Here is an 18,179-nt window from a genome sequence, read left to right as displayed (position 1 = left end):
GAAAACGGGCGCAGCCAACGCTGCAGCGGCTTCAACCACCCCCTCTCCCCAACCCTCTCCCCCTGAGGGGGAGAGGGAGAACACACGCGCAGAGGCACGACGCGCACGCGGCAGCCGGGCGCGCATGCGGGAGCCGCTTATAAGCCGACTTACGCAGCCACCGCTCCCGCATCCGGCACCACCAGCGCCACCAGATCGTTCAGCTCCGTCAGCGCGGTGCGATGCACCACCGCGGCCGGCACCACCTCGCCATTGACCGGATCGGGCAGATCGCGCGTCGCGCAGGCGGCGGCGACCACCGTGGTGGTGTAGCCGAGATCGAGCGCCGCGCGCGCCGTCGCGCTGACGCACATATGGGTCATGAAGCCGGCGATCACCAGCTGCTTGCGGCCGGTCTTGCCGAGCGTGTCGGCGAGCGCCGTGCCGGCAAAGGCGTTCGGCAGATGCTTGACGATCACGGACTCGCCTTGCGCCGGCGCCAGTTCGGCAACCAACTCGACATAAGGCCCCTGCGGATCGAAGATCGCGCCGCCCGGCTGACCGTGGTGCTGGATATGCACCACCGGTGCGCCGGCCTTGCGGGCGGCGGCCAGCAGGCGCTGGCATTCGGCCACGGCCTCGGCCATGCCCGACAGCGGCAGGCTGCCATCGACATATTCGCGTTGATGGTCGATCAGTACCAGGCTGGCTTGCTGCCAGTCGGCCGGCTTGCGCGTCGCGCCGGCGAAATCCATCAGGGTCTTGGCTTGCGGCATGGGGTCTCTCCCTCATCGAATGCACGACATCGTGCGATGCCGCCATGATAGGGTTCGGGCTGCCGATCCACCATGCCAAATTCCGACGACTGACTGTGCAAAAAAGAACAGCTGCGACCACCCATTGGGACGATCTGCTGACGCTGGCCGTACTGGCCCGCTCGGGCAGCTATGCCGCCTGCGCGCGCGAACTCGGCCTGACGCACGCAACTGTGATTCGCCGGCTGCGGCGGCTGGAAACGGCGCTGGGCGCGCCGGTGGCCGAATCGATGCAGGGCCGGATCGAACTGTCGCCGGCCGGGCGCATCGCGCTGGCCGCCGCCGAGCAGATGGAGCGGCATGCCGCCCGGATCGGCCGCGAGCTCGAGGCGCGCCGCGCGAGCCCCGGCAGCGTGTCGGGCACGGTCAAGCTGACCGCCACCGAAGGCGTGGCCACGCTGTTCATTGCCGAACGGCTGCCGGCGCTGCGCGATAGGCATCCCGGCCTGACGGTGGAGCTGATCGTCGAGGCGCGGCGCGCCAGCCTTGCCCGCCGCGAGGCGCATCTGGCCATCCGGCTCAATCGCCCGGTCGAGGAACAGGTGGTGGCGCGCCGCATCGGCACGATGCATTACGGCGTCTACGGCAACGCGAGCATGCGGCGGCGCTACGCCGACGAGGGCCTGGCCGCGCTGCCGTTCTGCCAGCTCGCGCTGTCGCTGGCGCCGGGCGTGACGCTGCCGGAAATCCGCTGGGTCGACAAGCAGATCGCGCGCGACGCCATCGTGCTGTCGAGCAACAGCGTCGATACGCTGCTCAGGGCCGCGGCGGCCGGCACCGGTGCCGCGCTGCTGCCGCACTTCGCCGCGCAGACGCAGCCGTCGCTGCATCTGCTGCAGGACTGTCCCGAGGTGCGGCGCGAGGTCTGGCTGGCCTATCCGTCCGAATACCGGCGCCAGCCGCGCTTCCGCGCCGTGGCCGACTGGCTGGCCGAGTGCTTCGCCGACATGCCATAGGCGAGGCGTCCCGGTCCGCCGTCCGCTACGGCAACTACGGTACCTGCCGCTGCACCGGCGCGCCGATGCCGGCGTCTGTCACCGGGGCGATCACCAGAAAGCGCCGCGCGTCCTGGCGTTCGCCGCCGCCGGCGACCACCTGCCGGATCGGCCCGACCGTATTGACGATCGCCGAACCCGCCGGATTGGCCAAGAAGCGCGCCAGCGGCTCGATGCGGCCGCCGCCGTCCGCTCGCTCCGCCAGCCCGAGCACATAGGCCTGCTTCGGCTGCAGGCCGGTGACCGAGGCCTGCAGCACCTGCACCAGTCCCTGGTCGAACAGCGCGACGCTGGTCGGCGCCTGTTGTCCCGCGTCCCGCTCGCCCGCGCCGACCGGCACCAGCGCCAGCTGCGTGGCCCGCGCGATGCTGCCGGCAGGCTGCAGGTTCTGCCGGCCATCGCCCTGCCTGACCGCGTCCGGCACGTAGACCACCGCCTGCGGCGCCTGCCCGATCGGAATCGTCGCGACCACGCGCTGGCTCAGCGTGTCGATCGCCGCCAGCGCGTCCTCGTTTTCCAGCCCCACATAGATGCGGCTGCCGTCGCCGGAGGGCCACAGGCCGTGCGGCAGCTTGCCGACCGGAATGGTCGTCACTTGCGCGAAGTCGTCGGTGCGGAACACCTTGACCTCGTTGGTGCCGCCGACCGTCACATAGGCGAACTGGCCGTTGCGGTTGCGCACGAAATTGACGTGGTTGGTGATCGGCCCGGTATCGATGGTGCGGATCGGCGCAAACGGCGGCCGCGCATCGAAGACCTGAACCTTGCCGATGTCCTTCAGCGTGAACCAGACCTGCCTGCCGTCGGGCGTGGCGGCGATATTCGGGCAAAAGGCGCTGGCCTGTTCGATGGTGGCGATCACCTTGTGCTCGGCCACGGAAACCACGCTGGTGCGCGGCTGGAACGACGAGCAGACGTAGCCGTACTTGCCGTCCGGCGAGAAGATCTGCATGCCCGGGCCGGCCGGCACGGTGATTCGCGTTGTCTCGCGGTAGGTCGCCGCGTCGATCACGGCGACATAGTCCTCGCCGCGCACGGTGACCCAGACCTCCTTGCCGTCCGGCGTGTAGAACGCCTCGTGCGGCGAGCGGCCGAGATAGGTCACGTGCCTGACCGCATTGGTCTGCGTGTCGATGAAGGACACCGAATTCGAGCCGATCGACACCACCGCCAGCGTACGGCCGTCAGGCGAGAAACCCAGCCCGTGCACCAGCAGTTGCCCCTTGTACAAGGGACTGAAATTGGCCGGTGTCGGCTCGCCGAGCCGGATCATGCCGAGCACCTCGTTGGAGGCGGGGTCGGTGACGGACACCGTGTTGGAGAACTGCTCGGCGGCGTAGATGCGGTCGCGATGGCTGATCGGCCGATCGGGATCTCCGGCCGCGCGCGGCGGCTGGCCAGCCTGCGTGGTGGCGGGCAAGGCCGCCGCCAATGCCGTCGTCAGCGCGGCGAAGACTGCGGTCAGGGTCGGCTTCATCGTGGCTCCTTGTGCGAATGGCGGGCGGTGGCCGGCGCCGCGGCGGCGCCTTGGCGATCGACGGCACTATCCGAGGGCGGCTCGGCGGCGGCATCCGGCGGCAGCCCGATCGCCAGATGCATCGCCGCGATCTCCTGCTGCTGCGTGGCGATGATTTCCTGCGCGATCCGGCGCAGCTGCGGATTGCGCCCGTGACGCAGCTGCGCCATCGCCATCTCGATCGCGCCGCGGTGGTGCGGCACCATCATGCGGACGAAGTCACGGTCGACGTCGCCGCTGGGCGCGATCGCCATGTCCTTCATCATCCGTTCCATCGCACGGTCGTTCTCGGCGAGGAAGGCGGCGTGGTTGGCGGCATCGGCGGACGGCTCCGCCGCGGCCGCCGGCGCCAGCACCGCTGCCAGCGTCACGCCAATGGCCACGGCCATGATCGGCGGCAAGGCCCGGGACATGGCGCACCCAGCCCGCGCGGCACCGCGACCGCGACCGCGCCATTGGAAACGGGAAGGCATGCTGAACTCCTCGAGGTCCGTACCACAAGGTGAACAGCGGTCCCGGCCTGCTTATTCCCATCGGCCGGCAAAAAATCCGGACGAGGGCCGGCGTCGGCGGGAATAAAATCGCCCCGATGGTGTTCACGCTGTAAGGACGGACCGGACGACAACCCCGGCACCGTCCGCCGACCGACAAAGGAACAGCGATGGGGGTTCGTGAAGAACTGATCGACCACGTGCCGCGGCTGCGCCGCTATGCGCGCGCGCTGGTCCACAACCGCGAGCTGGCCGACGACCTGGTGCAGGACACGCTGGAGCGCGCGCTGCGCCATGCGCGGCAATACCACGACGGCACCGATCTGCGGGCCTGGCTATTCACGATCATGCATAACGCCTTCGTCAACCAGATGCGCGGCGCCGGCATGCGCGCCACGCATGTGCCGATGGACGACGACACGCTGTCCGACGGCCTGTCCGGCACCGACTGGCAAAGCGCCGCCAATCCCGCCGGCTCGCTGGAAGTGCGCGACCTCGATTACGCGCTGCAGCGGCTGCCGGCCGAACAGCGCGAGGTGGTGCTGCTGGTCGGACTCGAATCGATGAGCTACGCCGAGGTGGCACTGGCGCTCGGCATTCCGGTCGGCACCGTGATGTCGCGGCTGTCGCGTGGACGCGAGCGCCTGCGCAGCCTGATGGCCGGTGTCAAACCCGAAGCCCGACTCAGGGTGGTGCGATGAGCAACGACGCATTCGCGATCAGCGAGGAAGAGATCCACGCCTATGTCGACGGCATGCTGCCCGACGCGCGGCGCGCCGAAATCGAGCAGCGGCTCGAGCACGACCCCCAGCTTGCCCAGCGGATCAGCCAGTACTACGCGCTGAACCACATGCTGCACGCCCGCTACGACCGCGTGCTGAACGAACCGCTGCCGTCGCGGCTGCGCGGCGACCCGGGCCGGCGCGGCGCGTGGCTGCGGCGGCTGGAGTGGAAACGGCTGAGCGGCATGGCCGCGGCGCTGGTGGTGGGCATCGGCATCGGCGCCAGCGCGGACAACTGGCGCCCTGCGCTGCCGACCTTCGGCGGCGACATGGCCCGGCGCGCGCCGTCCGGCCTCGATACCGGCGAGTCGTTCGCGCGCCAATCGGCGATCGCGCACGTGATCTACGCCCCCGAGGTGCGTCGACCGGTCGAGGTCGGCGCCGATCGCGAGCAGGAACTGGTCAAGTGGGTATCGAACCGGCTGGGCGCCGATGTCCGCCCGCCGATCCTGACCCGTACCGGCTTCTCGCTGATGGGCGGACGGCTGCTGCCGAGCAACCACGGCCCGGTCGCGCAGTTCATGTACCACGACGCCAACGGCGAGCGCATCACGCTGTGTATTTCGCATCGCGACCTCGCCGCCGACGTGACGGCGTTCCGGCTGTATCAGGACGGGCCCGTCAATGTCTTCTACTGGATCGACGGCAAGTTCGGCTACGCGGTATCGGGCGGCATCGACCGAAAGCGGCTGCTGGAGCTGGCGCACGACGTGCACGCGCAGGTCGCCCCGCAATAGGGCCCGCCGCCCGCGAGGGCGGCGCCCCTCAGAACGTCTTCGTCAGCGACGCCCAGGCCGTGCCGCGGCCCATGTAGCGGCCGCCGGCATTGGTGTAGACGGTCCTGTCCGCGTTGGTGTCGATATAGGCCACGGCCAGCGCGAAGCCGTTGCCCAGATCCCTGGTCAGGCCGATCTTCCAGTCGACATACGAGGCATTGGCCACCTGCACCTTCTGGTAGCCGACGTGCGCGTTCAGCGTCAGGCCCCAGACATCGAGCGGCACATTGGCCGACAGGTCCGCATACCAGCTGTGCTTGCTGTCGGCGAAGCCGAACAGATTGGTCGGCGCGTACGAGTACTTGAAGGACACGGGGCCGTAGCCGACGCCCGCGTAGATCTCGGTGGTGTACGGCCGGGTGAAGTTGGCCGGGTAATCGCCCGGGTAGTAGTACTGCAACACGCCGAGGTCGTAGCTCCATCTGCCGTCGGCGCCGAAGGTGTTCTTCAAGCCCGCATAGAAGTCCATCTCGATCGGCGCCGACACCGCGTCGTTGCTGTCGCTCAGCCAGCTGATGCTCGAATTCCAGTTGCCGAAATAGAAGCCGCTGGCGTGGCTGTAATCGAAGCCGCCCTGGATCGCCGGGCGGCGGTCGGTCTGCGTGATGCCGCGATAGCGGTAGTCGGTGGCCAGCGACAGATTGCCGGTCAAGGTGTGTTCAGCGGTCTGCGCGGCCGCCGGCAAGGCGGAAACCAGGGCGATGGCAGGCATGGAGGCGGCCATCAGGATGGCCGCGGCAAGGCGCGATAGGGTCATGAGGTTCGTGACGAAGTCAATGAAGGGGTCCCGATGGGGACCTCGCCACGATAGAACTCGGCGTCTAAAAACGGTATCAAGACCCGGCGGCGCCGTATGCGAAGGGCATAAAGGCGCGCGGCATGCGGCCGCTCATGCCGCGAAGCGATAGCCGATCCCGGTCTCGGTCAGCAGATGCACGGGCTGCGCGGGATCGCGCTCGAGCTTGTGGCGCAGATGGCCCATATAGACGCGCAGATACTGGCTGCTCTCCGACTGCGACGGCCCCCACACCTCGCGCAGCAGTTCGCGATGGGTCATCACCTTGCCGCGGTGGGCGATCAGCACCGACAGCAGCCGATACTCGATCGGCGTCAGATGCACCGGCTGCCCGGCGCGCGTGATCACGCGATTGGCGAGGTCCACCTGCACGTCGCCGAACGCGATCCGGTGGCTGCCCTGCGGATTGGCCTTGGCGTGCCGGCGCAGCAGCACGCGTACGCGTGCGACCAGCTCTCCGACGCCGAACGGCTTGGTCAGGTAGTCGTCGGCGCCGCCGTCGAGCGCGACGATCTTGTCCGCTTCGTCGCTGCGCGCGGACAGCACGAGAATCGGCACCTCGGTCCAGGTGCGCATCTCTCGGATCAGCTGGACGCCATCGCCGTCGGGCAGGCCGAGATCGAGGATCACCAGATCGGGTTGGCGCGTGCCGGCATCGATCAGCCCGCGCTTCAGCGTCTCGGCCTCATGCACGGTGCAGCCCTCGGCTTCGAGCGTCGCGCGTACGAAGCGGCGGATATGCGGTTCGTCTTCGACCAGCAGCACCGTGGGAGAGAATTCGAATGGCATGACGGCTGATTTTCCTTCCGATCGATCGGGTGCGCCAGTTCAGGGGCGCGGCGCCTCGGGCTCGGCCTCCACGGCCGGCGGATTGCCGCGCGGCAAGGCGACCACGAAGCGGGCTCCGGTTCCGTGCACGTGCTGCCGCTGCGGCGAGCGCGCCGGCTCGACCCAGATCCGGCCGCCGTGGGCGCGCACGATGGCCTCGCAGACGGCAAGCCCGAGTCCGACGCCGGCCGTGGCCGACTCGCGCTGTCCGCGCGTGAACTTCTCGAAGATCTGCCGCTCCTTGCCGGCCGGCACGCCCGGCCCCTCGTCCTCGACGACGATACGGATCTCGTCCTCGATGGCTTCGGCGGACACGCCGATCGCGGTCCCTGCGGGCGTGTACTTGGCCGCATTCTCCAGCAGATTGCACAGCACGCGCTCGATCAGCACGGCGTCGCATTCGACCAGCGGCACGCTCGACAGGTCGGCCACCACGATACGGTGCCGCGACAGCGCCTCGCGCATCGCGGCCAGACTCGATCCGACCAGCTCCTCGACCGACTGCCACGCGCGGTTCATCCGCACGTCGTGGCTTTGCAGCCGCGCCATGTCGAGCAGATTGACCACCATGGTTCGCATCCGCTGCGCCTGCTCGAGCATCGCGCCGACGGTGTCGGCGACCGGCGGCGCCAGCGGCGGCTCGCCGCGCCGCAGCGTCTCGGCCATGCCGATCAGGCTCGTCAGCGGCGTGCGCAGGTCGTGCGAGACGGCGGCCAGCAGCGAACTGCGCAGCCGCTCCGATTCCATCGACAGCAGCGCCTGCTGCGCGACCTCGACATAGTGCAGCCGCTCGATGGCGATCGCGATCAGCGTGCAGAAGGCGTCCACCTGACGCCGCAGCGCCGGCTGCGCAAATGCGCGCCACGCGGCCGGCTCCACCGCCAGCACGCCGCGCGTGCGCATCGGCGCCTTCAGCGGCAGATAGAGCACGGTGCTGCCCGGCAGCGTGTGCGTTCCCGTGCCGGCGGGCTGACCATGATCGAACACCCATTGCGCGAGCACGCGGTCGATCGAATCGGTGCGCGCGGCCGCGTCCTGCTGTTCGGGGTCGGTCACCGGCGGCAGCAGCTTGCCTTCGGGCGACGTCAGAAAGAACGCCGAGTTGGCGTCGAAGGCCGCGCGCAAAAAACGGCTGCCGATCGGCACGATCTGGTCCAGCGTCAGCGCCGACGACAACTCGCGGGCGAGCTCGTACAGCGTGCGCGCATCGGTCTCGCGCTGCACCGCGACCTGCGCCTGCTCGCGCAGGCCGGCGGTCAGCTGCCCGATCACCAGACCGACCGACAGCAGCACCACGAAGGTCAGCAGGTACTGCACATCGCTGACGGCGAACGACAGGCGCGGCGGCACGAAGAAGAAGTCGAACGCGGCCACCGACAGCACCGACGCCAATGCGGCCGGGCCACGGCCATGCCGCAGCGCGACGCCCATCACCGCGGCAAGAAACAGCATCGCGATATTGACCACGTCGAACCACGGCGTGGCCAGCGCAGACAGCGCCGAGGCGCCGGCACACCAAACCATTGCCCACAGATAGTCGCGCCGCCCGGCGCCATCGGTGCCGGCTTCGCCCTGCCGGTCGGCGGCGTCGTGGCGCGGCCGCAGGTCGGCGCGCGTGGTATCGGCGGCCACGCGGATGATGTCGATCTCGGGACAGCCGATGGCCAGCGCGTCGGCGAAGCTGCGCCGGCCGAACCATGCCGCCGGCGCGCCGATCAGCGGCGACAGGCCCAGGCCCAGCAGCGAACGCGCGCGCGCGGCCAGCGAGGCGCCGCCACGGCGCCACTCGCCCGGCGCGCGCCCGATCACCACCTTGGTCAGATTGTGGCGCCGTACATAGCCGGCCACCGCCTGTACCATGTCGGCGCCGGCGAGCGTCTCGGTGCGCGCGCCCAGCTGCTCGGCCATCCGCATCGCCTCCTCGAGCCGGGCCCGCGCCCGCTCCGATGGCGGCGCCAGCCGCGGCGTGGCGACCGTCACCACATGCCAGTCGCAATCGAGCTGCCCTGCGAGCCGGCGCGCGCTCTTGACGACCTGCGCGGCATCGTCGCCGCTGCCGATGCAGGCAAGCACCGCCTCGCGCGTGCGCCATACCGGCTGCAGCGGTTCGGCCTCGCGCCACGCGCGCACGTCGTGATCGACGCGCTCGGCGGTGCGGCGCAGCGCGAGCTCGCGCAGCGCGATCAGGTTGCCCTTGCGGAAAAAATGACGCGCGGCATGGCGCGCCTGCTCGGGCAGGTAGACCCTGCCCTCCTTCAGCCGGCGCAGCAATTCGTCGGCCGGCAGGTCCACCAGCACGACCTCGTCGGCGCCGTCGAACACGGCGTCCGGCACGGTTTCCCAGACGCGGATTCCGGTGATGCCGCCGACCGCTTCGTTCAGGCTGTCCAGGTGCTGGACGTTGACCGTGGTCCAGACGTCGATGCCGGCGGCACGCAACTCCTGGATGTCCTGCCAGCGCTTGGGGTGCCGGCTGCCCGGCGCATTCGAATGCGCCAGCTCGTCGACCAGGATCAGCCCGGGATGGCGCGCCAGCGCGCCGTCGAGATCGAATTCCTGCAGCGCGCGGCCGCGGTAGAGCACCTCGCGCATCGGCAGCCGCTCCAGGCCGGCCAGCAGCGCCTCGGTCTCGGCGCGGCCATGCGTCTCGACGACGCCGATGACCACATCGGCGCCCTGGGCCATGGCCGCCTTCGCCGCGGTCAGCATCGCGAACGTCTTGCCGACACCGGCCGACGCACCGAAATAGACGCGCAGCCTGCCGCGCGCCGCCCGCTCGCCCTCCTGCTGCACCATCTGCAGCAGCGCATCGGGATCGGCGCGGGCACCGGCATCGCGCAATTCGGTTTCGGTCATCGGCAAATCAATCGCGCTGGGCACAAGGCAGGCAAAAAGGCGGCAAACGCTGGGCGGTCAAAGGCTCGGCAAACCGGCGGGGCCAGCGGAAGGCCATTCTGCCACGGCCCGCGCGGCACTACCTGGCACTCAGCGCATCGAGCGCCAGGTTCAGCCGCAGCACGTTGACGCCGGCGTCGCCCAGCAGCGCGAGCGCGGGCCGCTCGGTGTGCGCGGCGATCAGCTGGCGCACCCGCTCCAGCGGCAGCCCGCGCTCGCGCGCGACCCGCGCCGCCTGATACTCGGCCGCGGCCGGGCTGATATGCGGATCGAGGCCGCTGCCCGATGCGGTGACCAGATCGACCGGCACCGGCGCCGTGTTGCCCGGATCGGCCGCGCGCAGCGCATCGATGCGCGCGCGCGCCGCTTCGGCCAGCGCCGGATTGCTCGGGCCGAGGTTGGAGCCGCCCGAGGCCGCCGCGTTGTAGGGCATCGGCGCCGTGGCGGACAGGCGGCCCCAGAAATAGCGCGGCTCGGAGAACGGCTGCCCGATCAGCGCGGAACCGATGGTCCTGCCGTCCTTGACGATCGGCGAGCCGGCCGCCTGATGGGGAAACAAGCCCTGGGCGAGGCCGGTGACGACGGCCGGGTACAGCAGCCCCGTCAGCACCGATAGTGCGACGAAGACGGTCAGCAACGGGCGCAGCAGGCCCGGTTGCGATGCCGGGACGGGTGCCGCTTGCAGCGATGCGTTGGGATTCATGATGGTTCCGTGTTCCTCTTGATGTCTGCCGATATGTCCGGCGATGTGGCCGCCGATGTTTCCGCCGATGTGGCCGCAGGTCAGACCCAGCCCAGCAGCGTCAGCAGCATGTCGATCCCCTTGATGCCGACGAACGGCACCAGGATGCCGCCGAGTCCGTAGACCAGCAGGTTCCGGCGCAGCAGCGCCGCGGCGCCCAGCGGCCGGTAGGCGACGCCCTTCAGCGCGAGCGGAATCAGCACGACGATGATCAGCGCGTTGAAGATCACGGCGGACAGGATCGCCGACGCCGGCGTGGCCAGCCCCATCACGTTCAGCAGCGCCAGCTGCGGATAGGTCGAGGCAAAGGCGGCCGGAATGATGGCGAAGTACTTGGCGATGTCGTTTGCCACGCTGAAGGTGGTCAGCGAACCGCGCGTCATCAGCATCTGCTTGCCGATCTCGACGATCTCGATCAGCTTGGTCGGATTGCTGTCGAGATCGACCATGTTGCCGGCCTCCTTGGCCGCCTGCGTGCCGGTGTTCATCGCCACCGCCACGTCGGCCTGGGCCAGCGCGGGCGCGTCGTTGGTGCCGTCGCCGGTCATCGCCACCAGCCGCCCTTCGGCCTGGTACTGGCGGATCAGCTTGAGCTTGGCCTCGGGCGTGGCCTCGGCCAGGTAGTCGTCGACGCCCGCCTCGGCAGCGATCGACGCCGCGGTCAGGCGGTTGTCGCCGGTGATCATCACGGTCTTGATCCCCATCCTGCGCAGCTCGCCGAAACGCTCGCGGATGCCGGTCTTGACGACGTCCTTCAGTTCGATCACGCCCAGCACGCGGACTTCGTCACCTTGCTCGCCGCCTTGCTCGCTACCGTGCGCGTCCGCCACCACCAGCGGCGTGCTGCCGGCACGCGCGACCTCCTCCACCGCCTGCGCCACCGCATCGGGAAACGTGCCGGCGCGCTCGGCCACGTAGCGGCGCACCGCATCGGCGGCGCCCTTGCGGACGTGGCGCGGCACGCCGTTCTCGTGCAGGTCCACGCCGCTCATGCGCGTCTGCGCGGTGAAGGGCACGAAGCTGGCATTGCGCTGCGCCACGTCCGACGTGCGCAACTCCGCCTGCTGGCGGGCCAGTGCCACGATACTGCGCCCTTCCGGCGTGTCGTCGGCCAGCGACGACAGCCACGCTGCCTCCGCCAGCCGGGCCGGGGCCACGCCCGGTGCGGCGATGAAACGCGACGCCTGGCGGTTGCCATGCGTGATGGTGCCGGTCTTGTCGAGCAGCAGCACGTCGACGTCGCCCGCCGCTTCGACCGCGCGACCCGAGGTGGCAATCACGTTCGCCGCCATCATCCGGCTCATGCCGGCCACGCCGATCGCGGACAGCAGGCCGCCGATCGTGGTCGGGATCAGGCAGACCAGCAGCGCCACCAGCACCGTGACGGTCACGGGCACGCCGGCCCTGGCCACCAGCGCGCTGTAGACGGAGAACGGCTGCAGCGTGGCGGTGGCGAGCAGCAGCACGATGGTCAGGCCCACCAGCAGGATGGTCAGCGCCAGCTCGTTCGGCGTCTTCTGGCGCTTCGCGCCTTCGACCATCGTGATCATCCGGTCGATGAAGCTTTCCCCCGGATTCGCGGTGATGCGCACCACGATCCAGTCGGACAGCACGCGCGTGCCGCCGGTCACCGACGAGAAGTCGCCGCCCGATTCGCGGATCACCGGCGCCGATTCGCCGGTGATCGCACTTTCGTCGACCGACGCGACCCCATCGATCACCTCGCCATCGCCGGGAATCATGTCGCCGGCCTCGACCAGCACCACATCGCCGCGGCGCAGCGCTGTGGCCGCGCGCGGCTCGGTTGCGCCGCCGCGCCGGCCGTCCTTCAGCACACGGGCGGTCACCGTCGTGCGCAGGCCGCGCAGCGCCGCCGCCTGCTGCTTGCTGCGCCCTTCGGCCAGCGCCTCGGCAAAGTTGGCGAACAGCACCGTGAACCAGAGCCAGACCGACACGGCAAGGATGAAGCCGGCGCTTTCGCCGCCGGAGGACGCCGGCGCAAAGGCGGCGCGCAGGAACAGCACCGTGGTCAGGATGCTGCCGGCGTAGACGACGAACATCACCGGGTTGCGCAGCTGCTGGCGCGGCGACAGCTTCAGCAAGGCCGCGATCAGCGCCGGCTTCAGCAGTTGCGGCGCGAGCATGCCGCGTGCCGGGGCGCGCTCGGGAAGGGTCGGATGGCGTTCGGCCTGCGGCGCGCCGGCCGCGGGACTGCCAATCTTGGCCACATTGGCCGTCGATTCTTGTTGCATGAGGATCTCCGCAGTGCGCTAGAGAAAATGGGGGGACGCCTGCGCGGCCAGCATCGGCGCGGCGTCCATTGTCATGACGGGAACGGATGGCTCATCGAACGGCGGCGCCCTGCAGCTGCTCGGCAACCGGCCCGAGGGCGAGCGACGGCACATAGGTCAGGGCACCGACCAGCAGCACCGTGCCGACCAGCAGCACGACGAACAGCGGCCCGTGCGTGGGCATGGTGCCGGTGCCCGCGGGCACGCGCTTCTTCGCCGCCAGGGTGCCGGCCATCGCCAGGACGGGGATGATGATCCAGAAGCGGCCGAACCACATCGCCACCGCGAGCAGCGTGTTGTAGAACGGCGTGTTCGCGGACAGCCCGGCGAACGCGCTGCCGTTGTTGTTCGCGGCCGAGGACAGCGCGTACAGGATCTCCGAGAAGCCGTGCGTGCCGGGGTTCAGCACGCCGGCGCGGCCGGCATCGACCATCACCGCCACCGCGGTGCCCAGCAACACCAGCAACGGCGTGACCAGGATCACGACCGCCGCCATCTTGATCTCGTAGGCCTCGATCTTCTTGCCGAGATACTCGGGCGTGCGGCCGATCATCAGGCCCGCGATGAACACGGCCAGCACCGCATACACCAGCATGCCGTACAGTCCCGAGCCGACGCCGCCGAACACGACTTCGCCAAGCTGCATCAGCAGCATCGGCACCAGCCCGCCGATGGCGGTGAACGAGTCGTGCATCGCATTGACCGCGCCGCAGGAGGCGGCCGTGGTAATCGTGGCAAACAGCGCCGATGCCGCCAGGCCGAAGCGCGTTTCCTTGCCTTCCATATTGCCGCCGTCCTGCCAGGCCGACGCCAGGCTGTCCACCGGCAAGCCGGCCAGCGCGGGGTTGGCCTGATGCTCGGACAGCGCCGCCACGCAGGCCATCGCGACGAAGATCACCGTCATCGACGCGAGCACGGCAATGCCCTGGCGGCGGTCGCCGACCATCTCGCCGAAGGTGAAACACAGCGCAGCCGGAATCAGGAAGATCGCCAGCATCTCGATCAGATTGGCGAGCGCGGTCGGGTTCTCGAACGGATGCGCGGAGTTGGCGTTGAAGAAGCCGCCGCCGTTGGTGCCGAGCATCTTGATCGCTTCCTGCGAAGCGACCGGGCCCATCGCCAGCGTCTGCTGGTCCGTGCGGACCGGCTCGGCGACCGGCTTGCCCGCGGCGTCCAGCACCGGCTGCCCCGCGGCATCGGTCTTCGGTGCGGTGTACTCGACCGCCGACACCATCGACACCGTCTTGTAGGCATCGAAATTCTGGATCACGCCCTGGCTGACCAGCGCGACCGCAATCACGGTGGCGATCGGCACCAGCACATAAAGCGTGATGCGTGTGATGTCGACCCAGAAATTGCCGATGGTCGCCGCGCTCTGGCGGGCAAAGCCGCGGATCAGCGCGAATACGACCGCGATGCCGGTGGCGGCGGACACGAAGTTCTGCACGGTCAGCCCCAGCATCTGCGTCAGATAGGCCATCGTCGACTCGCCGGCATAACCCTGCCAGTTGGTGTTCGTGACAAAGCTGATCGCCGTGTTGAACGCGGAATCTGGCGATACCGCGCCGAACCCCTGGGGGTTGAGCGGCAGCATGCCCTGCAGACGCTGCAGGCCGTAGACCACCACCACGCCCAGCACGTTGAACGCCAGCACCGCGATGGCATACCGCTTCCAGCCCATCTCCGCATCGGCACGTACGCCCCCGACGCGATAGAGCAGACGCTCGACGGGCCGGCCCCATGCGGTCAACGCGTAGCGGCCGTCCTCGACCGCACGGCGCAGATAGCGCCCCACCATCGGCGCGATCGCCATCAGGATGGCAAGAAACAGGGCCAGCAGGCCCATGAACTGCGTGGTCATCAGAATTTCTCCGGGCGCAGCAGCGCGATCAGCAGATAGACGAAGACGGCTGCAGCCATTGCCGCGGCCAGCAGATCGGTCCAGTTCATCGTTGCCCCCTGCCCGGGGTCGCGCTGTCCGGAGGCAGCGTGCCGTTCGCCGGACCGTGAGGCCCCGTATGGGCTGCAGCGCGCGGCGCCAGCACGGCGCATAGCCGCAGCAGCGCGGCACAGAGACCGGCGAAGCCGGCCAGTACGATCAGGAATATCCCGTCCATGGCAAATACCGAGAGTGATACTGGCCTGCAGATTAGGGACGGCCGGCTAAAAACGGGGTAGAAAGGGGAAGGGGTGGCGTAAAGAAGGTATAAAGATGCGGCAGCCGGTATCCGTCAATGGATTTGCCGCATTGTTTTGACAGCCCGGCGCATGACCTGTATAACGGGAACCGCAGGATCTTCAAGCAAGCACGTCGATTACCGAGTTGGCCGCCCCCGGCTCCGCCACTTCTTCTCCATGTTTCTTCTTGATCGTCATGCCCCTCGGGACATTCGTCCGATGGGAACAATCCAGGAGATACACATGGATACTGGTACCGTAAAGTGGTTTAACGATTCCAAGGGCTTCGGCTTCATTACGCCGGACGCCGGCGGCGACGATCTGTTCGCACATTTCTCGGAAATCCAGGGCAGCGGTTTCAAGTCGCTGCAGGAAGGACAGAAGGTGCAGTACGTGCGCGGCGTCGGCCAGAAGGGCCCGGCCGCCACGAAGATCCAGCCGATCTGACGTTTGCCAAGAAAACCCCGCGCCTGCGGGGTTTTTTATTGCCGGTGGCTTTTTTGCTGATTGCAGCAAGCCGGCGTCCACGTTGTTCAACAGGAGCGATGCATGGACTCCCTTCCGACCGCCAGCTACAAGGGCTACGAGCTCTATCCCCTGGTCTACCGGCGCACCCCGGTGCAGACATGGCCGCGCACCAAGCCTGAGCTTGCTTTCGATGTTTCGGTGATGATCTGCATCGAAGGCCAGCCCCCCGGCAACGAGCAATCCCGCCTGTACCGCCTGACCAGCGGCTCGTGCGAGAACGTCGGCACCGCCCGACGCGCCGCCGTCGACTACGGCCGCGCCATCATCGACGGCCTGGTCCCGACCGAAACGCTGCCTACGGCCTGAAACGCCAAAGCGAGCCCGCCATGAGCGAAGCCGTCAGTTACCTCTGTACGTTGCCATGGGCCGGATCGAGCCTCGCCTACCATGTCAGCGTCAATTTCGCCGGTTCCGGCGATTGCGATTGCGTCCGCTTTACCAGCTTCGTCGGCGTGGGCCGACGCTCGTTCGCGATCCGCGCCGATGCGGCGGCGGACCTGCGCGCGCTGACGCGCGACGGCGAAGCGCTGTGCCGGATGGCCATCGGCCAGGCACTACGCGACGCGCTGCACGACAAGACCGTCGTCGGCGACCATCTTCTCGATGTGCTGGCCGCACCGTGGCAAGGGGAACTGCGCCCGGTACGATCGCGCGACGCCAGCCGACCGGCCCGCTCGCGGCTGCAATCGTTCGGCGTCTGAGGGTTGGCGCTTGAATGTCGGCGTATAAGGGTCGGCGTACAGGCTGACCCGTCGATCTCGATCAGCGCTCCCGCTGCTCGGCATCGAGGGCCGCCTGCACCGATTCGGCGCCCAGGCGCACCACTTCGATACGATCGATGCGCCGCTCGGTAGCCTCGACCACCGTGAAGCGATAGCCGTCCAGATCGATCGCACTGCCCGCCGGCGGCACGATGCCGAAGCGGTCCAGCAGCAGCCCGCCCAGCGAGGCATAGCGCCCCTGCGATTGCGTCCACGGTTCGCCCAGCTCCAGCACATGGGCGACCGCATGCAGATCGGCGCTGCCGTCGATCAGCCAGCGTCCCTCCCCTGCCTCCGCGATGGTCGGATGTTCGTCCTCGTCGGGGAATTCGCCCGCGATCGCCTCCAGCACATCGACCGGCGTGACCACGCCCAGCACCGCGCCATATTCGTCCGTCACCAGCACCAACTGGCCGCGCGAGGCGCGCAGCGTTTCCATCAGCGGCAGAATGCGGATCGATTCGGGCACCACGATCGGCGGGCGCAGGCTCGCTTCATCGATGCGGCCCTGCTCGGCCAGCGTGCCGATCAGGTCCTTGCCGCGCGCCACGCCCAGGATATCGTCCAGCTGCCCGCGGCAGACGGGAAAGAAGCTGTGCGGCGTCGCCAGGATCTGCCGGCGCAGCGTGTCGGCGTCCTGCTCGATGTCGATCCACGACAGCTCCGAGCGCGGCGTCATGATCGAGCGGACCGAGCGCTCGGCCAGCGACAGCACGCCGCTGACCATGGTGCGCTCCTCCGGTGCGAAGGTGGCCGGCGCGGCGGTGTCGGGCCTGACCGGCTCGCCGGCCTCGCCCTCGGCCGCCCGCCGCGCCCCAAGCAAACGCAGCACCGCATCGGCAGTGCGCTGCCGCATCGGCCGGCGCGCCTCGTAGCGCAGCAAGTTGCGGCGCGCCAGCTGGTTCAGCGCCTCGATGGCCACCGAGAACCCGATGGCCGCGTACAGATAGCCCTTCGGAATATGGAAGCCCAGGCCATCGGCGACCAGGCTCAGACCGATCATCAGCAGGAAACTGAGGCACAGCACCACCACGGTAGGGTGGGCATTGACGAAGCGCGTCAGCGGCTTGGAGGCGAACAGCATCACCGCGATGGCGACCACCACCGCCACCATCATCACGCTCAGATGGTCGACCATGCCGACCGCGGTGATCACCGAGTCCAGCGAAAACACCGCGTCCAGAATGACGATCTGCGTTACCACCAGCCAGAAGCCCGCATAGGCCGGCTTCTCGGTCTCATGGTGCGACTTGCCTTCGATCCGCTCGTGCAGCTCCAGCGTGGCCTTGACCAGCAGGAAGATGCCCCCGCCCAGCAGGATCAGGTCCCGCCCGGAAAACTCCAGCGGCCCGAGCGCGAACAACGGCCGCGTCAGCGTGACCAGCCACGACATCACCGACAGCAGCCCCAGCCGCATGAACAGCGCCAGCGACAGGCCGATGATGCGTGCCCTGTCACGCTGGTCCGGCGGCAGCTTGTCGGCCAGGATCGCGATGAACACCAGGTTGTCGATGCCGAGCACGATCTCGAGCACGATCAGCGTCGCCAGGCCAATCCATATCGTGGGGTCAGTCAGCCATTCCATGTGAGCGTCGTCGTGTTGGGAAATAGGGCACGGCACGGCCAACAGGAGGGCCGCGGGAACCGGATACGCCACAGTGTAGGGCCGGGGCGGGTTCCCGCGTCAATAGGCGTCAGGATGACAAGGATTGCGGCGCGCGCGATGCCGGCCGGCTCAACGCGGCGTCATGACGGTGTAACAAGTTGTGGCCGGCTTGGGCCCGACGATGCGAGCCTGCGGGGGCT

Annotated in this window: 18 protein-coding genes; 6 read left to right on the top strand and 12 right to left on the bottom strand. The window is 68.7% G+C overall.

From position 1 onward, the window contains the following. Positions 1 to 149: 149 nt before the first annotated feature. On the bottom strand, positions 150 to 755 hold the full coding sequence (locus tag J5T34_RS01620) for a cysteine hydrolase family protein (protein ID WP_208578021.1): 606 nt from the start codon (positions 753 to 755) through the stop codon (positions 150 to 152). A 95-nt stretch (positions 756 to 850) separates the two neighbouring features. Here J5T34_RS01620 and J5T34_RS01615 point away from each other — a divergent pair, with 95 nt between their 5' ends. Next, on the top strand, positions 851 to 1,750 hold the full coding sequence (locus J5T34_RS01615; RefSeq protein WP_208578019.1) for a LysR family transcriptional regulator: 900 nt from the start codon (positions 851 to 853) through the stop codon (positions 1,748 to 1,750). Positions 1,751 to 1,784: 34 nt separating this feature from the next. Here J5T34_RS01615 and J5T34_RS01610 read toward each other — a convergent pair whose 3' ends face one another. Further along, positions 1,785 to 3,266, bottom strand: coding sequence for a YncE family protein (locus J5T34_RS01610; RefSeq protein ID WP_208578017.1), 1,482 nt, complete (start codon positions 3,264 to 3,266; stop codon positions 1,785 to 1,787). Then, entirely contained in the window at positions 3,263 to 3,694 is a 432-nt protein-coding gene (locus J5T34_RS01605; RefSeq protein ID WP_208578008.1) for a DUF305 domain-containing protein, read from the bottom strand. The genes J5T34_RS01610 and J5T34_RS01605 overlap by 4 nt, the downstream gene beginning before the upstream one ends. Before the next feature lie 272 nt (positions 3,695 to 3,966). Here J5T34_RS01605 and J5T34_RS01600 point away from each other — a divergent pair, with 272 nt between their 5' ends. Then, positions 3,967 to 4,497: an RNA polymerase sigma factor gene (locus tag J5T34_RS01600; RefSeq protein ID WP_208578005.1), complete on the top strand. Its 531-nt coding sequence runs from the start codon at positions 3,967 to 3,969 to the stop codon at positions 4,495 to 4,497. Continuing rightward, positions 4,494 to 5,315: an anti-sigma factor family protein gene (locus tag J5T34_RS01595; RefSeq protein WP_208578003.1), complete on the top strand. Its 822-nt coding sequence runs from the start codon at positions 4,494 to 4,496 to the stop codon at positions 5,313 to 5,315. Before J5T34_RS01600 ends, J5T34_RS01595 begins: the two co-directional genes overlap by 4 nt. A gap of 28 nt (positions 5,316 to 5,343) precedes the next feature. On the opposite strand, the gene J5T34_RS01590 is transcribed toward J5T34_RS01595, so the two are convergent. From J5T34_RS01590 to J5T34_RS01555, 8 genes are all read right to left on the bottom strand, one after another. Then, positions 5,344 to 6,111: a TorF family putative porin gene (locus J5T34_RS01590; protein WP_208578001.1), complete on the bottom strand. Its 768-nt coding sequence runs from the start codon at positions 6,109 to 6,111 to the stop codon at positions 5,344 to 5,346. Positions 6,112 to 6,243: 132 nt separating this feature from the next. Next, positions 6,244 to 6,939, bottom strand: a complete 696-nt coding sequence (gene kdpE / locus J5T34_RS01585) for a two-component system response regulator KdpE (RefSeq protein WP_208577999.1) — start codon at positions 6,937 to 6,939, stop codon at positions 6,244 to 6,246. A gap of 39 nt (positions 6,940 to 6,978) precedes the next feature. Continuing rightward, a complete protein-coding gene (locus tag J5T34_RS01580; protein ID WP_208577997.1) occupies positions 6,979 to 9,834 on the bottom strand; it encodes a sensor histidine kinase in 2,856 nt (951 codons plus the stop codon). 118 nt (positions 9,835 to 9,952) lie between these two features. Continuing rightward, a complete protein-coding gene (kdpC, locus tag J5T34_RS01575) occupies positions 9,953 to 10,576 on the bottom strand; it encodes a potassium-transporting ATPase subunit KdpC (protein ID WP_208577995.1) in 624 nt (207 codons plus the stop codon). A gap of 80 nt (positions 10,577 to 10,656) precedes the next feature. Continuing rightward, entirely contained in the window at positions 10,657 to 12,867 is a 2,211-nt protein-coding gene (gene kdpB / locus J5T34_RS01570) for a potassium-transporting ATPase subunit KdpB (protein WP_208577985.1), read from the bottom strand. Positions 12,868 to 12,958: 91 nt separating this feature from the next. Beyond that, on the bottom strand, positions 12,959 to 14,767 hold the full coding sequence (kdpA, locus tag J5T34_RS01565) for a potassium-transporting ATPase subunit KdpA (protein WP_208577974.1): 1,809 nt from the start codon (positions 14,765 to 14,767) through the stop codon (positions 12,959 to 12,961). Next, positions 14,767 to 14,856, bottom strand: coding sequence for a K(+)-transporting ATPase subunit F (kdpF, locus tag J5T34_RS01560; RefSeq protein WP_150084696.1), 90 nt, complete (start codon positions 14,854 to 14,856; stop codon positions 14,767 to 14,769). The genes kdpA and kdpF overlap by 1 nt, the downstream gene beginning before the upstream one ends. Continuing rightward, entirely contained in the window at positions 14,853 to 15,023 is a 171-nt protein-coding gene (locus J5T34_RS01555; RefSeq protein ID WP_208577972.1) for a hypothetical protein, read from the bottom strand. The genes kdpF and J5T34_RS01555 overlap by 4 nt, the downstream gene beginning before the upstream one ends. A 304-nt stretch (positions 15,024 to 15,327) precedes the next feature. Here J5T34_RS01555 and J5T34_RS01550 point away from each other — a divergent pair, with 304 nt between their 5' ends. The 3 genes from J5T34_RS01550 (at position 15,328) to J5T34_RS01540 (ending at position 16,313) form a co-directional block, all read left to right on the top strand. Next, on the top strand, positions 15,328 to 15,531 hold the full coding sequence (locus J5T34_RS01550; protein ID WP_208577970.1) for a cold-shock protein: 204 nt from the start codon (positions 15,328 to 15,330) through the stop codon (positions 15,529 to 15,531). Between the two features lie 102 nt (positions 15,532 to 15,633). Beyond that, the gene (locus J5T34_RS01545) at positions 15,634 to 15,918 is read left to right on the top strand and encodes a hypothetical protein (RefSeq protein ID WP_149320131.1); all 285 of its coding nucleotides are present in this window, start codon (positions 15,634 to 15,636) and stop codon (positions 15,916 to 15,918) included. 20 nt (positions 15,919 to 15,938) lie between these two features. Beyond that, positions 15,939 to 16,313: a hypothetical protein gene (locus tag J5T34_RS01540; RefSeq protein WP_208577968.1), complete on the top strand. Its 375-nt coding sequence runs from the start codon at positions 15,939 to 15,941 to the stop codon at positions 16,311 to 16,313. A gap of 61 nt (positions 16,314 to 16,374) precedes the next feature. Here the strand turns inward: J5T34_RS01540 and J5T34_RS01535 are convergent, their stop codons facing one another. Beyond that, a complete protein-coding gene (locus J5T34_RS01535) occupies positions 16,375 to 17,958 on the bottom strand; it encodes a TerC family protein (protein WP_208577966.1) in 1,584 nt (527 codons plus the stop codon). Positions 17,959 to 18,179: the final 221 nt, after the last annotated feature.

The sequence above is a fragment of the Cupriavidus gilardii genome (assembly GCF_017598945.1).
GTDB lineage: Bacteria > Pseudomonadota > Gammaproteobacteria > Burkholderiales > Burkholderiaceae > Cupriavidus > Cupriavidus gilardii_E.
The sequence above is the reverse complement of the archived record's forward strand: the minus strand, read 5'-3'. Positions and strand labels throughout refer to the sequence as shown.